The following is a 13,942-nucleotide window of genomic DNA, read 5'->3' on the forward strand; positions in this document are numbered from 1 at the left end:
TTCGCCGCTCGTCCTCAAACGCCGGACGGGCTGTATCCAGCCCGTCCGGCGTTTGAGGACTGGGGGTACCCCCTCTGGGGGAGCCCGCAGCGCGCTTCGGGAGTGCGGGGGCTTGCCCCCGCAAGAAACGGTGAATGGGGGTGCCCCCTCTGGGGGAGGGACCGGGGCGCGAAAAAGGCCCCGGACTTCCGCCCGGGGCCTCAAGCCAAAAACTACGGCAGCTGCGCTGCCCGCGCTTCCCGCCGATTATCGCGGAACGTATTCACCCGCCGCGCAGTGGCGAACAGCGGAATCACCGCGCCAAGCACGACCTGAAGCGCACACCCCGTCTGAAGCAGCAGCTCCCCACCCGGCGCGTCGAACGCCCAAGCGGCCAGCAGCCCCATGCTGAGCACGATCCAGCTGAGCATGGCGACGGCCAGTCGCCCGCGCGGCTTCGGGTACTCGACGCGGCTCACCATCAGCCACGCGACACCCACGATCGCGAGGAGCGTCGGCACGAAGGGCAGCTCCAGCAGCACCACGGAGACGACCGTCAGCGCGCCGAACGGGCTCGGCATGCCCTGGAAGATCCCGTCGCGCAGCGTGACGCACGAGAAGCGGGCGAGCCGTAGGACGACCGCCAGCAGCACCACCACCGCCGCGACGGCGGACACCTTCTGGTGCGCGCCCTGGGCGACGACGCCCCACACCACCACGAAGTACGCGGGGGCGAGGCCGAAGCTGATCAGGTCGGAGAGGTTGTCCAGCTCCGCGCCCATCGCCGAGCTGCGCAGCTTCCGCGCCACCAGGCCGTCGAACAGGTCGAAGACGGAGGCGAGCAGCATCAGCATCACCGCGGTGGCGGCGTTGTTGCGCGCCATGCCGCCGTCCTCGTTGTTGGTGAGGTGCGGGATGAGGATGCCGGTGGTGGTGAAGTACACCGCCATGAAGCCGCAGATGGCGTTGCCCAGGGTGAGGGTGTCCGCTATCGACAGCCGCGTGGACAGCGGCATGTCGTCGACGTCGTCCTCGGGCTCGGCCTCCGGGACCCAGGTCGCCTGTGTGTCGGGATCAATCACGGTCAAGGCGGGTCACTCCTGCTGTCGTGGCCTGTCCCACCTCGACGGCCGCCTCGACGCCCTCCGGCAGGTAGACGTCGACGCGCGAGCCGAAGCGGATCAGACCGATGCGCTCGCCCTGCTCCACCTTGGTGCCCTGCGGCACGTAGGGGACGATCCGCCGGGCGACGGCGCCGGCGATCTGCACCATCTCGATGTCGCCGAGCTCGGTGTCGAAGTGCCAGACGACGCGCTCGTTGTTCTCGCTCTCCTTGTTGAACGCCGGAACGAACCCGCCGGGGATGTGCTCGACCGACGTCACGGTGCCGGCCAGCGGCGCGCGGTTGACGTGGACGTTGAGCGGGCTCATGAAGATCGCGACGCGGGTGCGGCCGTCCTTCCAGGGCATGATGCTCTGCACCACGCCGTCGGCCGGGGAGATCACCCGGCCCTGGGCGATCTCGCGTTCCGGGTCGCGGAAGAACCACAGCATGCCGGCGGCCAGCGCGGTCGTCGGCACGGCGAGCGCGGCCCAGCGCCCGGAGCGGCGGGCGCGGGTGAGGCTGACCGCCGCCGTGGCGACGGTGGGGAGGAGCCACGGCGATGCTCCGCGCGCGAGGCGTACACCGAGGAGGCTGTCGCGTGGTGCAGAGGTAGAGCTGTGGGGCATGGGTGACCTTCGTAGCGGAGGGTGCCGCATAGCGATCGGGGGACGGCGGCTTTCCGGCGATGCTATCGGTTGCGACCGACAACTGGCTAAGCGCCAGGGCCAGTAGATGGCCGGACATCGATGACAGAGTGTGATCTACTTCTCGACAAATCCTCTACGAAAGCCCCTCATTTCGGACAATTCCTACTGCTTCACCCCTGAATTCGGTACTCCTCCAGGAGTCGCCGACCGATGATCATTTTCTGGATCTCGGCCGTTCCCTCCCCGATCAGGAGCATCGGGGCCTCCCGGTAGAGGCGCTCGATCTCGTACTCCTTGGAGAAGCCGTAGCCCCCGTGGATGCGGAAGGCGTCCTCCACGACCTCCTTGCAGTACTCGGAGGCGAGGTATTTGGCCATCCCGGCCTCCAGGTCGTTGCGCTGACCGGAGTCCTTGGTGCGGGCGGCCCTCACCATCATCGCATGAGCGGCTTCGACCTTTGTCCCCATTTCAGCCAACTTGAACTGAATCGCCTGGTGCTGGGCGATGGCCTTCCCGAACGTGTGACGCTGCTGCGCGTAGGCGACGCCCAGTTCGAACGCACGCTGTGCGACGCCGCAGCCACGCGCGGCGACGTTCACGCGGCCGACCTCGACGCCGTCCATCATTTGGTAAAAGCCGCGTCCGGTGGTGCCGCCGAGTACGCGATCGGCCGGCACCCGCAGGCCGTCCATGATCAACTCGGTGGTGTCGACGCCCTTGTAGCCCATCTTGTCGATCTTGCCGGGAATGGTGAGCCCCGGCCTGACCTGCCCGAACCCGGGCTCCTTCTCGACGAGGAAGGTGGTCATCGACTTGTGCGGGGCCGAGCCCTCCGGCAGCCCCTCGTCCGTCCGGCACAACACCGCGACCAGCGTCGACGAGCCGCCGTTGGTCAGCCACATCTTCTGGCCGGTGAGGACGTACTCGTCCCCGTCCCGGACGCCCTTCGAGGTGATGGCCGACACATCGGAGCCCAGCCCCGGCTCGGACATCGAGAACGCGCCCCGCACCTCGCCGGTGGCCATCCGCGGCAGGAAGTGCTCCCGCTGCTCGGCCGTCCCGTGCTGCTTGAGCATGTAGGCGACGATGAAGTGGGTGTTGATGATCCCCGACACGCTCATCCAGCCGCGGGCGATCTCCTCCACACAGAGCGCGTATGTGAGAAGGGACTCACCGAGCCCGCCGTACTCCTCCGGGATCATCAGCCCGAACAGGCCGAGTTCCTTGAGGCCCTCGACTATCTCCGTCGGATATTCGTCGCGGTGTTCCAGGTCCGTCGCGACCGGAATGATCTCCTTGTCGACGAAGTCCCGGACCGTGGCGAGGATCTCCCGCTGGACGTCCGTCAGTCCCTCGGTCTGTGCGAGGCGGCCCATCTCACTTCTCCCGGACGATCGGCTCGGGGCGGCCCGGCTGCTCGCCGCCGCGCTCCTTGATGTACGTGGCGGTGGGCACCATCACCTTGCGCCGGAAGACGCAGACGAGCGTGCCGTCCTGCTTGTGACCGCGGGTCTCGACGTAGACGACCCCGCGGTCGCTCTTCGACTTCGACGGCGTCTTGTCCAGCACGGTCGTCTCGCCGTAAATGGTGTCGCCGTGGAACGTCGGCGCCACGTGCTTCAGGGACTCGACCTCCAGATTGGCGATCGCCTTCCCCGAGACATCCGGTACCGACATTCCCAGCAGCAGTGAATAGACGTAATTGCCGACGACGACGTTCTTCCCGAAATCCGTCGTCCGCTCCGCGTAGTTGCTGTCCATGTGCAGCGGGTGGTGATTCATGGTGAGCAGACAGAAGAGGTGGTCGTCGTATTCGGTGACCGTCTTCCCGGGCCAGTGCTTGTAGACGTCGCCGACAGTGAACTCTTCGTAGGTCCGGCCGAACTGCATGACGGTCACGCCTCCGGGATCTCGAACTTGGACGTACGGGACATGCCGGCCGCCCGGCCCTTGCCCGCGATCACCAGCGCCATCTTCCGGCTGGCCTCGTCGATCATCTCGTCGCCGAGCATCGCCGAGCCCTTGGCGCCGCCCGCCTCCGAGGTGTAGTACGCGTAGGCGTCCAGGATCAGCTCGGCGTGGTCGTAGTCCTCCTGCGACGGCGAGAAGATCTCGTTGGCGAGCGCCACCTGGTCCGGGTGGAGCACCCACTTGCCGTCGAAGCCCAGCGCCGCCGAGCGCCCGGCGACCTCGCGGTAGCCGTCGGCGTTGCGGATCTGGAGGTACGGGCCGTCGATCGCCTGGAGGTCGTGGGCGCGGGCCGCCATCAGGATGCGCATCAGGATGTAGTGGTAGGCGTCGGCGCCGTAGCCGGGCGGCTGCTCGCCGACGACCAGGGACTTCATGTTGATCGACGCCATGAAGTCGGCCGGCCCGAAGACGATGGTCTCCATGCGCGGCGACGCGGCGGCGATGGCGTCCACGTTCACCAGGCCCTTGGCGTTCTCGATCTGCGCCTCGATGCCGATCCGGCCGACCTCGAAGCCCATGGTCTTCTCGATCTGCGTCAGCAGCAGGTCCAGGGCGGCGATCTGCTGGGCGTCCTGCACCTTGGGCAGCATGATGCAGTCCAGGTTCGGGCCCGCGCCCTCGACGACCGTGACCACGTCCCGGTACGTCCAGTGGGTGGTCCAGTCATTGACGCGCACGACCCGGGTCTTGCCCGTCCAGTCGCCGTTGTTGAGCGCGTCCACGATCGTGTGGCGGGCGCCCTCCTTGGCGATCGGCGCGCAGGCGTCCTCCAGGTCCAGGAAGACCTGGTCCGCCGGGAGGCCCTGGGCCTTCTCCAGGAAGCGGGGGTTGCTGCCGGGGACGGCGAGGCAGGAGCGGCGGGGGCGGAGCCGGTTGACAGCAGGGGTGCCGGTCATGCGGAGACCTCCAGGGGGTCGAGCGCGTTCGCTGTGCGGATCTCATCGACGATACGGCCGATGATCTCGGTGATACCGAAGTCCTTCGGGGTGAAAACCGCCGCCACCCCGGCCTCCCGGAGCACGGCGGCGTCGGCGGACGGGATGATCCCGCCCACGATCACGGGCACCTCGCCCGCCCCCGCCGCCCGCATCCGGGCCAGCACGTCGGGGACGAGCTCGGCGTGCGAGCCGGAGAGGATGGACAGGCCGACGCAGTGCACGTCCTCCGCGACGGCCGCCGCGACGATCTGCTCGGGGGTCAGCCGGATCCCCTGGTAGACCACCTCGAACCCGGCGTCGCGGGCGCGTACGGCGATCTGCTCGGCGCCGTTGGAGTGCCCGTCCAGGCCGGGCTTGCCGACGAGCAGCCGCAGCCGGCCGGTGCCCAGGTCCGACGCCGTCCGGGCGACCTTCTCCCGGACGGCCGCGAGCGGCGTGCCCGCCTCCGCGGTGACGGCCAGCGGCGCGCCGCTCACGCCCGTCGGGGCGCGGAACTCGCCGAAGACGTCGCGCAGCGCCCAGGCCCACTCCCCGGTCGTCACCCCGGCGCGGACGCACTCCAGGGTCGCGGGCATCAGGTTCTCGGAGCCGGCCGCGGTCTTCTTCAGCACCGACAGCGCCTCCTGGGCGCGGAACTCGTCCCGGTCGTCCCGCCACCGGTGCAGCGCCGCGACCACCCGCGCCTCGTCGGCCGGGTCCACCGTCATGATGGCGGTGTCGAGGTCGGCGGTGAGCGGGTTGGGCTCGGTGGTCTCGAAGCAGTTGACCCCGACGATCTTCTCCTCGCCCGACTCGATCCGCGCCCGCCGCTCGGCGTGCGAGGAGACGAGCCGGGCCTTGAGGTAGCCGGACTCGACGGCGGCCATCGCGCCGCCCATCTCCTGGATGCGGTCGATCTCGGCGAGGCTGTCGGCGACCAGCCCGGCCACCTTCTCCTCGATCACGTGCGACCCGGCGAAGATGTCCTCGTACTCCAGCAGGTCGCTCTCGTGCGCCAGCACCTGCTGGATGCGCAGCGACCACTGCTGGTCCCAGGGGCGCGGCAGGCCCAGCGCCTCGTTCCAGGCGGGCAGCTGGACGGCGCGGGCGCGGGCGTCCTTGGAGAGGGTGACGGCCAGCATCTCCAGCACGATCCGCTGGACGTTGTTCTCCGGCTGCGCCTCGGTCAGGCCCAGGGAGTTGACCTGGACGCCGTAGCGGAAGCGGCGCTGCTTGGCGTTCTCGATGCCGTACCGGTCCCGGGTGATCCGGTCCCAGATGCGGCCGAACGCCCGCATCTTGCACATCTCCTCGACGAAGCGGACGCCCGCGTTCACGAAGAACGAGATCCGGGCGACGACGTCCCCGAACCGCTCGGCCGGCACCTGCCCGGAGTCGCGCACCGCGTCCAGCACCGCGATGGCGGTGGACATGGCGTACGCGATCTCCTGGACGGGCGTGGCCCCGGCCTCCTGGAGGTGGTAGCTGCAGATGTTGATCGGGTTCCACTTGGGGATGTGCGCCACCGTGTACGCGATCATGTCGGTGGTCAGCCGGAGCGACGGACCCGGCGGGAAGACGTGCGTCCCGCGCGACAGGTACTCCTTCACGATGTCGTTCTGCGTCGTCCCCTGGAGCGTGGTGACGTCCGCGCCCTGTTCCTCCGCGACCACCTGGTACATCGCCAGCAGCCACATGGCGGTGGCGTTGATGGTCATGGAGGTGTTCATCCGCTCCAGCGGGATGTCCTGGAACAGCCGCCGCATGTCGCCCAGTTGCGAGACCGGGACGCCGACCCGGCCGACCTCGCCGCGGGCGAGGACGTGGTCCGGGTCGTAGCCGGTCTGCGTCGGCAGGTCGAACGCGACGGACAGGCCCGTCTGGCCCTTGGCGAGGTTGCGCCGGTAGAGCGCGTTGGACGCCTCGGCGGTGGAGTGGCCGGCGTACGTCCGCATCAGCCAGGGGCGGTCCTTCCGCCGCGCGCTCGTCTCGTCGCCGCCCATCAGGCGTCCCGGAAGCGGTTGATGGCCCCGATGTGCCGGGCCCGCATCTCCTCGTCGCGGACGCCCATGCCCTCCTCGGGGGCCAGCGCCAGCACGCCGACCTTGCCCTGGTGGAGGTTGCGGTGCACGTCGTACGCGGCCTGGCCGGTCTCCTCCAGCCGGTACGTCTTCGACAGCGTCGGGTGGATCTTCCCCTTGGCGATCAGCCGGTTGGCCTCCCACGCCTCGCGGTAGTTGGCGAAGTGCGAGCCGACGATCCGCTTCAGCGACATCCACAGGTAGCGGTTGTCGTACTGGTGGTCGTAGCCGGAGGTGGAGGCGCAGGTGACGATCGTGCCGCCCTTGCGGGTGACGTAGACCGAGGCGCCGAACGTCTCGCGGCCCGGGTGCTCGAAGACGATGTCCACGTCCTCGCCGCCGGTCAGTTCGCGGATGCGCTTGCCGAACCGCTTCCACTCGCGCGGGTCCTGGCTGTGCTCGTCCTTCCAGAACCGGTACCCCTCGGCGTTCCGGTCGATGATCGCCTCGGCGCCCATCCGCCGGCAGATCTCCGCCTTCTGCTCGCTGGAGACGACGCAGATCGGGTTGGCGCCGCCGGCGAGCGCGAACTGCGTGGCGTACGAGCCGAGTCCGCCGCTCGCGCCCCAGATCAGCACGTTGTCGCCCTGCTTCATCCCCGCGCCGTTGCGCGAGACGAGCTGCCGGTACGCGGTGGAGTTGACCAGGCCGGGGGCCGCGGCCTCCTCCCAGCTGAGGTGGTCGGGCTTGGGCATCAGCTGGTTGGACTTGACCAGCGCGATCTCCGCCAGGCCGCCGAAGTTGGTCTCGAAGCCCCAGATCCGCTGCTGCGGGTCAAGCATCGTGTCGTTGTGCCCGTCGGCCGACTCCAGTTCGACGGAGAGGCAGTGCGCGACGACCTCGTCGCCCGGCTTCCACGCGTTGACGCCGGGGCCGGTGCGCAGCACGACGCCCGCGAGGTCGGAGCCGATGACGTGGTACGGCAGGTCGTGGCGGGCGGCGAGCGGCGAGAGCCGGCCGTAGCGCTCCAGGAAGGAGAAGGTGGAGACGGGCTCGAAGATCGAGGTCCACACGGAGTTGTAGTTCACCGAGCTGGCCATCACGGCCACCAGCGCCTCGCCGGGCCCGAGTTCGGGCACCGGCACCTCCTCGACGTGCAGGGACTTGCGCGGGTCCTTCTCCCGGGTCGTCAGCCCGGCGAACATGTCCGCCTCGTCCTTGTGCACGGTCACCGCGCGGTACGACTCGGGGATCGGCAGGGCTGCGAAGTCCTCGCTGGTGGTGTCGGGGGCGAGGATGGCGTCGAGTATCTGGTTCACGGTAGTGCCTCCGGCGAAGCGCGTTCTCGGGGAAACGGCTTGAGGGAACGTCGGGGGATGGTGCCGTCGGTTCGGTGGGGTGGCGCGGGAGCGCGCGGGGTGAGCGCGCAGGCGGTACGTGTGCTGTGCCTGGTGACGCAGGCGGTCCGGGCGCACAGATGGTGCTTGTGGGGACAGCCGGCACACGACGCCTGTTGTCTGTGCGCCGGCCGCCCGGACGCCATCAAGGTATGGCACGGCGTGCCACTCGACAAGACACTCGGTGCCAGGAATTTGAGACATCTGTCACCGGGGGTTCACATATGAGCGGACGTCTCCGGCGGAAGGGACGGATCCGCCGGGTCGCGGGCGAACGGCCCGGCCGGTTCGTCGGTCGATGTCCGAGGTCCCGCCTAGGTTGACGGGGGACGAAATCGTGCACAGGAGGAACACATGGCTCAGCTGCTGAGAGTGCAGAACTTCAATGTCTCGAGTGACGGCATCGGCGCCGGCGAGGACCAGAGCCTGGAGCGCCCGTTCGGCCACGTCGAGCCCGAGAGGCTGTTCGCCTGGGCCGGTGCCACGGCGAGCTGGCCCATGCGCACCGACCCCGGCGGGAGCCGGGGCCTCGACGACTACTTCACACGGGACTTCTCCCGCAACATCGGTGCCGAGATCATGGGCCGCAACAAGTTCGGCCCCCAGCGCGGCCCCTGGCGGGACCACGAGTGGCGCGGCTGGTGGGGTGACGAGCCGCCCTTCCACACTCCGGTGTTCGTCATGACCCACCACAAGCGTCCTTCGTTCACGCTCTCCGACACCACGTTCCACTTCGTCGACGGCGACCCGGCCTCGGTCCTGGAGCGGGCGCGCGAGGCGGCCCGGGGCAAGGACGTCCGGCTCGGCGGCGGGGTCACCACCATCCGGCAGTTCCTCGACGCCGACCTCGTCGACACCCTGCACGTGGCGGTCTCACCGGTGAAGCTCGGATCCGGGCTCCGGCTCTGGGAGTCCCCCGACGAGCTGCTCGACCGGTTCCACCTCGATGTCGTGCCCAGCCCGAGCGGCGTGACGCACCACTTGTTCTGGCGCAAGTGACACCCTTCGGCACCTTCAGTCCTCGCCCGACGAGACACCGAGGTCGCGCCGCATCGCGGTGCGCAGGGTACGGAGCAGGTCCCAGACGGCGTGCTGGGCGCGGGACGCGGAGTCGAGGGTCTCGCCCGCTTCGGGCTCGTCGCGTTCGAGGCGTTTGACCTGGCCGTAGACGTCGCTCAGGGCCCGGTTGACGGTCTGCGCCGGGCCGAGGACGTGCTCGGGGGCGATCATCTGCGCCTCGGAGTAGCGGTCGCGGAAGGCGGCCTTCGCCTCGTCGAGGGCCGCCTTGTCGGTGTCGTCCGCTGTGCCGCGTTCGCGGAGTATGTGCAGGTGGCGGTTGAGGGCGGTGGTGAACTGGCGGGCGTCCCGGTTGAGTTCCGTGTAGCACGTGCGGCGGAGGGCGAGGTTCTCGCGCTCCTCGTCGTGCGCGCGGACGAGCCGTATCTCGCGGCGTCTGGCGCGTTCGGCGCGGCGTTGGGTGAGCAGGGACCCTCCCAGGGTGCCCGCCATGCCGGCCACGGCGATGATCACTGAGCTGAGATCCATGCTGTCCTCCGTCGCGCACCGGAGAGCCCCGTCCGCCGGCGCGGGGGACGGGGCTCTTGTCGGCGGCTTGCTGTGCCGCCTGGTACTCCAGTGTGCTGGGTGGACGTTCGGCCGACCCCGTCGTCAGACGCGGTCGGCCGCGATGAGGACGTACTGGAAGGATCCGTCCCGGTACGACTCGATGAACGCCTTCTCGATGCCGGTGACCAGCGAGGACGTGGCCCGCAGCTCCCAGTACGGCAGGGTGTCGGGGGTCAGGTCGATCACGGTCTGCGGCACCAGCCGGTTGTCGGCCATGGCCCGCAGGTACTCGCGGCGGGAGTGGATGTTGCACTCGAAGTGGGCGTTGATCTGGGAGACCCACTTCGACGGCTGGCCGTAACGCGGGTTCCAGCAGCCGGTGATGGTCACGTACCGGCCGCCCACCTTGAGGAAGCGGGAGTGCTCGGCGAACAGGTCGTGCAGGTCCACGTACATGGTCGACTCGTTGTTCCACGAGGCGGCCACGCTGCCCTTCTCGAACGGGGTGTCGAGCATGTTGCACACGCGGGAGCGCACGTGGTCCTGGATGCGCAGGTCCCGTGCCCGCCCGTTGCCGAAGTCGGCCTGGGTGGCGGACAGGGTGACGCCCTCGACCCTGCAGCCGAAGCGCCGGTGCGCCATGATCATGCACCCGCCGCGCCCGCAGCCCGCGTCGACGAGGAGGTCGTCGGTCCCGATGGGGCCGAGGTGGTCCAGGAGGAAGTCGGCTTGGGCGGATTCGAGCCGGTGCAGCTCGGCGATCAGCTTCTTCTCGTACTCGCTGTGCTCCGGGTCGCCCAGGGCCTCCTGGCTGACGGCACCGATGCCGTAGTGGTGGTGGTAGAGGCCGTCCACGTCACCGAGGCGCAGGTTCACCGGCCTCGCCTCGTTGTTCCAGTACCGGGCGATGTCCTCCTGGTAGGGGGTCGCCGGAGCCGGGATCGTCGCGGCGGCGGTGGGGATGATTTCCGTGGTCATAGAGAGACGTCCGTTCCTTACCAGAAGTCGGGCAGGCTGTAGCGGTAGGTGTTGGTGCGGTGCCAGTCGTGGTTGCCGTCGACCCAGGCGGCCACGCCCTTGAGGAAGCGCACCACGCTGGGCAGGGGGCAGTGCGCGGCGAGCTCGGCCGCCGCCGCCTCGAAGGAGTGCATGAGTTCGTTGTGGATCTCGACCGCCTTGAGATAGGCGTCGCGCTCCGAGAGCTGCCGGCGTTCCGCCAGGACCACGGGCAGGTTCAAGTGCTTGCCGGGACTGGCGAGTTCCTTGGTGTACGAGTAAAGGTCGTTGACGATGGTGGTCGCGTTCCCGGCCAGCGCGATGACCCGCTGCATCTCCGGGCGTGCGTGCAGGTCCGCCGGCAGCTCGTAGCCTCCGACGGTGTCGGTGATGGTGGGACAGGGGCGGAAGTTGTTGAACTGGCGCATGGCCAGGTACTCCCACACCTCCGGGTCGTGGTCGGTCTCGGCCCAGGCGGCCTCGGCCAGGTAACCCAGGTGCAGCCGTGCCATGTCGTGGCGGAAGCGGTCGGCCTGGGAGGGCGTGGCCATGCGCACGAAGTAGTCCATCGCGCTGCGGTAGGCCCGCCGCGGGGGGTCCGAGCCGAGTGACTCCTCCCACGCCGGCGCGTACTCCTGGGTCGTGTGGAGCGGGTCGAGCGCGGTGTGTGCCAAGAGGAGGCGTCCGCCGAGGCCGACGGGCGAGCCGCCGTGGTCCTCGCAGTAGCAGTCGTCGACGGCGTTCTCCGCGACCATCAGCCGGGCGGCGATCATCAAGTGATCGACCGTGGGGGCGTCGGGGTGGCAGCCGACCATGTACCGCCCGATGGAGAAGCCGTCGAACTGGCCTTCCCACTCCTCGGGGTAGAGCCGGACCTCGTCCTCGGCCCAGCGCTTGATCCGGCGGCTCACCTCCTCCACCCGGACCGGGTCGGGCTCCGGGACGGGATGGTGGTAGAGGCCGGGTACGGCCTGTCCTTCTGCGGGCGGGGCCGGGGCGGGCTCCGGCGGTGGCCGGTGCGACGTGAGGGCCAGGGACGCCAGGGACAGCGCGGCGGTGCCGAGGCCGCTCGGCCCGCCGAGGACCCGTTGGGGATCCGGGGCGATCGCCGGTGCGGAGACGATCACCGGTTCGGAGACGCTTGCCGGTTCGGAGACGCCCGCTGGTTCGGAGACGCTTGCCGGTTCGGATGGTGCGACCGCTCCCGCGCCGGCCAGGGACAGCGCGGTCGTGCCCAGCCCGGTGGGTCCTCCCAGGACCCGTGCCGCGGTGGGTACGGCGGCGGGTTCCGAGGGCGGGGCGGGCGGCGTGCCGGTGCTCGGCGGGAAGGGATGAGCGACCGGCGGACGCGGCATCGCGGCGAGGGCGAAGGCCGCCGCCGGGATCGGCAGGTCGGGCGCCGACGGAGTGGGGACGTCCGGCACCGTGCCGGCCGGCTCCGACGGCGGCGCGGGGACGGACGGTCCACGGGCCCCGGGATCGGGCATCTGCTACTCCTCGTTGCGGTGGGGTGTGCGCTCGTGCGGTGTGGGCGGGCGAGCCGGCCCGCTTCGCGCGGCGTGCGTGCCCTCAGTCGCGTCGGCGGGCGATCTGCACGTTCTCCATGACCCCGAGTGCGTCGGGTACCAGCACCGCGGCGGAGTAGTACGTGCTGACGAGGTACGAGACGATCGCCTGCTCGTTGATGCCCATGAAGCGCGCCGAGAGGCCCGGTTCGACCTCGTCCGGCAGCCCTGTCTGCCACAGGCCGATGACCCCTTGGTTCTTCTCGCCCGTGCGCATGGCGATGATGGAGCTGGTCTGCTCCTTGGTGATCGGGATCTTGTTGCAGGGCAGGATCGGGACCCCGCGCCAGGCCGGGACGGACTGTCCGCCGAGATCGACGTGGTCCGGATAGAGCCCGTACGCGTTGAAGCCGCGTCCGATCGCGGCGATCGTCCTCGGGTGGGCCAGGAACAGCTTGGTGCCACGGCGGCGACAGAGCAGGTCGTCCATGTCGTCCGGGGTCGGCGGGCCGGAGTGGGTCTGGATGCGCTGCTTGAAGTCGGCGTTGTGCAGCAGCCCGAACTCGCGGTTGTTGACCAGCTCGTACTCCTGGCGCTCGCGCAACGCCTCGATCGTCAGCCGGAGCTGCTCCTCCAGCTGGTTCATCGGCCCGTTGTAGAGGTCGGAGACCCGTGTGTGGACCCGCAGGATGGTCTGGGCGACCGACAGTTCGTACTCACGCGGTTCGAGCTCGTAGTCGACGAAGGCACCCGGCAGGTCGGCCTCGCCGACATGCCCGGCCGACATGGCGATCTCGGCCTCACCGTGCTTGTTCTGCCGTCGCTGTGCGGCGGCGGCGAACTCGGCGACATGGGCTTGGAGGCCGGGTACGGAGTCCCGCACGGTGGCGAAGTCGGCGCGGGAGAGGGTGAGGAGGGTGCCGGAGGTCTCGGCGGTGGCCGTGTAGTCGTAGCGGGCGTCGGGGTCCAGAAGGGCGTTCTCCCCGAAGTGGCCGCCGTCCGCGAGCACCGCGAGGGAGGCCTCCCCGCCGTACTTGCCCTCACCGATCTGGCGGATACGCCCGTGGGCGATCAGATGGATCCGGTCCGCCGGGCTGCCGCGCTCGACGATGACCTCACCGGCGGTGAAGTCCCGCTGTTCACAGCGGGCGGCGAGAGCGGTGAGGGCGCTCACGTCGTCGAAGCCCCGCAGCAGGGCCAGTTCGCCGAGTTCCCGGGGGATCACACGGACCGTGGCACCCTCCTGCACGAACTCGATGCACCCGTCGCCGACGGTATGCCGCAGCCGCCGGTTGACCCGGTAGACGCCGCCCTTGGTCTCGACCCAGGGGAGCATCCGCAGCAACCAGCGGGAGGTGATCTCCTGCATCTGCGGCGCGGACTTGGTGGTGGTGGTGAGATTGCGCGCGGCCGAGGTGCTCAGCGACTGCTGCGGCGCGGCCGGTGCGGCCTCGGGTCCCGGGCTGCTGTCCACGGTCATCGGGTGGCTACTCCTTGCCTGGCCGGGCGGCCGACGCACGAGTGTGCGCCGATACGAGACGCGGAGGATCCGGCAAGTCAGGGAGGGGTGATTGCAGTGATCCTTCCAACAGCGGGACGGTAACGGCCAGTTGAGCCGGTCGGCCCGGAAAGCCGGTCGCTTCCTTCGAAGCGGTGATATTCTTTCGAATCCGGTTTATCTGATCAATGAGTGATATAGCGTCACTTCGTCGGTCGGCGAGGGGGCGCGGTACGCCGCGTGCGTCGCCGCCTTCGAACACGGAAAGTGCCTCCCAGCCGGGTGAGTCGAGACTTTCGGGCAAGTCTCGTCATCCCGGTCCGGAAGGCACTTTCTTCAC

At 69.4% G+C, this 13,942-nt stretch carries 12 protein-coding genes; 1 reads left to right on the forward strand and 11 read right to left on the reverse strand.

What is annotated here, in order from left to right; genetic code table 11:
- Positions 1–212 precede the first annotated feature (212 nt).
- The 7 genes from pssA to ccrA form a co-directional block, all read right to left on the reverse strand.
- Entirely contained in the window at positions 213–1,067 is an 855-nt protein-coding gene (gene pssA / locus J7W19_RS26375) for a CDP-diacylglycerol--serine O-phosphatidyltransferase (protein WP_004945535.1), read from the reverse strand.
- Positions 1,054–1,710 (reverse strand): phosphatidylserine decarboxylase, encoded by a 657-nt coding sequence (locus tag J7W19_RS26380; protein WP_004945532.1) that lies wholly within the window; start codon positions 1,708–1,710, stop codon positions 1,054–1,056. Before J7W19_RS26380 ends, pssA begins: the two co-directional genes overlap by 14 nt.
- Before the next feature lie 191 nt (positions 1,711–1,901).
- Entirely contained in the window at positions 1,902–3,107 is a 1,206-nt protein-coding gene (locus J7W19_RS26385; RefSeq protein ID WP_004945530.1) for an acyl-CoA dehydrogenase family protein, read from the reverse strand.
- 1 nt (position 3,108) lies between these two features.
- Complete coding sequence (locus J7W19_RS26390) at positions 3,109–3,621, reverse strand: MaoC family dehydratase (RefSeq protein WP_040889958.1); 513 nt, start codon at positions 3,619–3,621, stop codon at positions 3,109–3,111.
- 5 nt (positions 3,622–3,626) lie between these two features.
- Positions 3,627–4,598, reverse strand: coding sequence for an HpcH/HpaI aldolase/citrate lyase family protein (locus tag J7W19_RS26395; protein WP_004945524.1), 972 nt, complete (start codon positions 4,596–4,598; stop codon positions 3,627–3,629).
- Positions 4,595–6,622, reverse strand: coding sequence for a protein meaA (locus J7W19_RS26400; protein ID WP_004945522.1), 2,028 nt, complete (start codon positions 6,620–6,622; stop codon positions 4,595–4,597). The genes J7W19_RS26395 and J7W19_RS26400 overlap by 4 nt, the downstream gene beginning before the upstream one ends.
- A complete protein-coding gene (gene ccrA / locus J7W19_RS26405; protein WP_004945519.1) occupies positions 6,622–7,959 on the reverse strand; it encodes a crotonyl-CoA carboxylase/reductase in 1,338 nt (445 codons plus the stop codon). The genes J7W19_RS26400 and ccrA overlap by 1 nt, the downstream gene beginning before the upstream one ends.
- 432 nt (positions 7,960–8,391) lie before the next feature.
- Here ccrA and J7W19_RS26410 point away from each other — a divergent pair, with 432 nt between their 5' ends.
- Entirely contained in the window at positions 8,392–9,036 is a 645-nt protein-coding gene (locus tag J7W19_RS26410) for a dihydrofolate reductase family protein (protein ID WP_004945516.1), read from the forward strand.
- 15 nt (positions 9,037–9,051) lie between these two features.
- Here J7W19_RS26410 and J7W19_RS26415 read toward each other — a convergent pair whose 3' ends face one another.
- The 4 genes from J7W19_RS26415 to J7W19_RS26430 all read right to left on the reverse strand — a co-directional run bounded on the left by J7W19_RS26415 (position 9,052) and on the right by J7W19_RS26430 (position 13,584).
- Positions 9,052–9,582: a hypothetical protein gene (locus J7W19_RS26415; RefSeq protein WP_040889939.1), complete on the reverse strand. Its 531-nt coding sequence runs from the start codon at positions 9,580–9,582 to the stop codon at positions 9,052–9,054.
- 123 nt (positions 9,583–9,705) lie between these two features.
- Entirely contained in the window at positions 9,706–10,581 is an 876-nt protein-coding gene (locus J7W19_RS26420) for a geranyl diphosphate 2-C-methyltransferase (protein ID WP_004945512.1), read from the reverse strand.
- 17 nt (positions 10,582–10,598) lie between these two features.
- On the reverse strand, positions 10,599–12,086 hold the full coding sequence (locus J7W19_RS26425) for a family 2 encapsulin nanocompartment cargo protein terpene cyclase (protein ID WP_004945508.1): 1,488 nt from the start codon (positions 12,084–12,086) through the stop codon (positions 10,599–10,601).
- Positions 12,087–12,168: 82 nt separating this feature from the next.
- On the reverse strand, positions 12,169–13,584 hold the full coding sequence (locus J7W19_RS26430) for a family 2B encapsulin nanocompartment shell protein (RefSeq protein WP_004945504.1): 1,416 nt from the start codon (positions 13,582–13,584) through the stop codon (positions 12,169–12,171).
- Positions 13,585–13,942 lie beyond the last annotated feature (358 nt).

The sequence above is a fragment of the Streptomyces mobaraensis NBRC 13819 = DSM 40847 genome, assembly GCF_017916255.1.
Lineage (GTDB): Bacteria > Actinomycetota > Actinomycetes > Streptomycetales > Streptomycetaceae > Streptomyces > Streptomyces mobaraensis.

Bases quoted from the DNA above. Each gene is read 5' to 3' on its own strand.
- J7W19_RS26415 (WP_040889939.1), bottom strand. From the start codon at position 9,582: ATGGATCTCAGCTCAGTGATCATCGCCGTGGCCGGCATGGCGGGCACC.
- J7W19_RS26400 (WP_004945522.1), bottom strand. From the start codon at position 6,622: ATGGGCGGCGACGAGACGAGCGCGCGGCGGAAGGACCGCCCCTGGCTG.
- J7W19_RS26385 (WP_004945530.1), bottom strand. From the start codon at position 3,107: ATGGGCCGCCTCGCACAGACCGAGGGACTGACGGACGTCCAGCGGGAG.
- J7W19_RS26425 (WP_004945508.1), bottom strand. From the start codon at position 12,086: ATGCCCGATCCCGGGGCCCGTGGACCGTCCGTCCCCGCGCCGCCGTCG.
- J7W19_RS26390 (WP_040889958.1), bottom strand. From the start codon at position 3,621: ATGCAGTTCGGCCGGACCTACGAAGAGTTCACTGTCGGCGACGTCTAC.
- J7W19_RS26395 (WP_004945524.1), bottom strand. From the start codon at position 4,598: ATGACCGGCACCCCTGCTGTCAACCGGCTCCGCCCCCGCCGCTCCTGC.
- J7W19_RS26430 (WP_004945504.1), bottom strand. From the start codon at position 13,584: ATGACCGTGGACAGCAGCCCGGGACCCGAGGCCGCACCGGCCGCGCCG.
- J7W19_RS26420 (WP_004945512.1), bottom strand. From the start codon at position 10,581: ATGACCACGGAAATCATCCCCACCGCCGCCGCGACGATCCCGGCTCCG.
- J7W19_RS26380 (WP_004945532.1), bottom strand. From the start codon at position 1,710: ATGCCCCACAGCTCTACCTCTGCACCACGCGACAGCCTCCTCGGTGTA.
- J7W19_RS26410 (WP_004945516.1), top strand. From the start codon at position 8,392: ATGGCTCAGCTGCTGAGAGTGCAGAACTTCAATGTCTCGAGTGACGGC.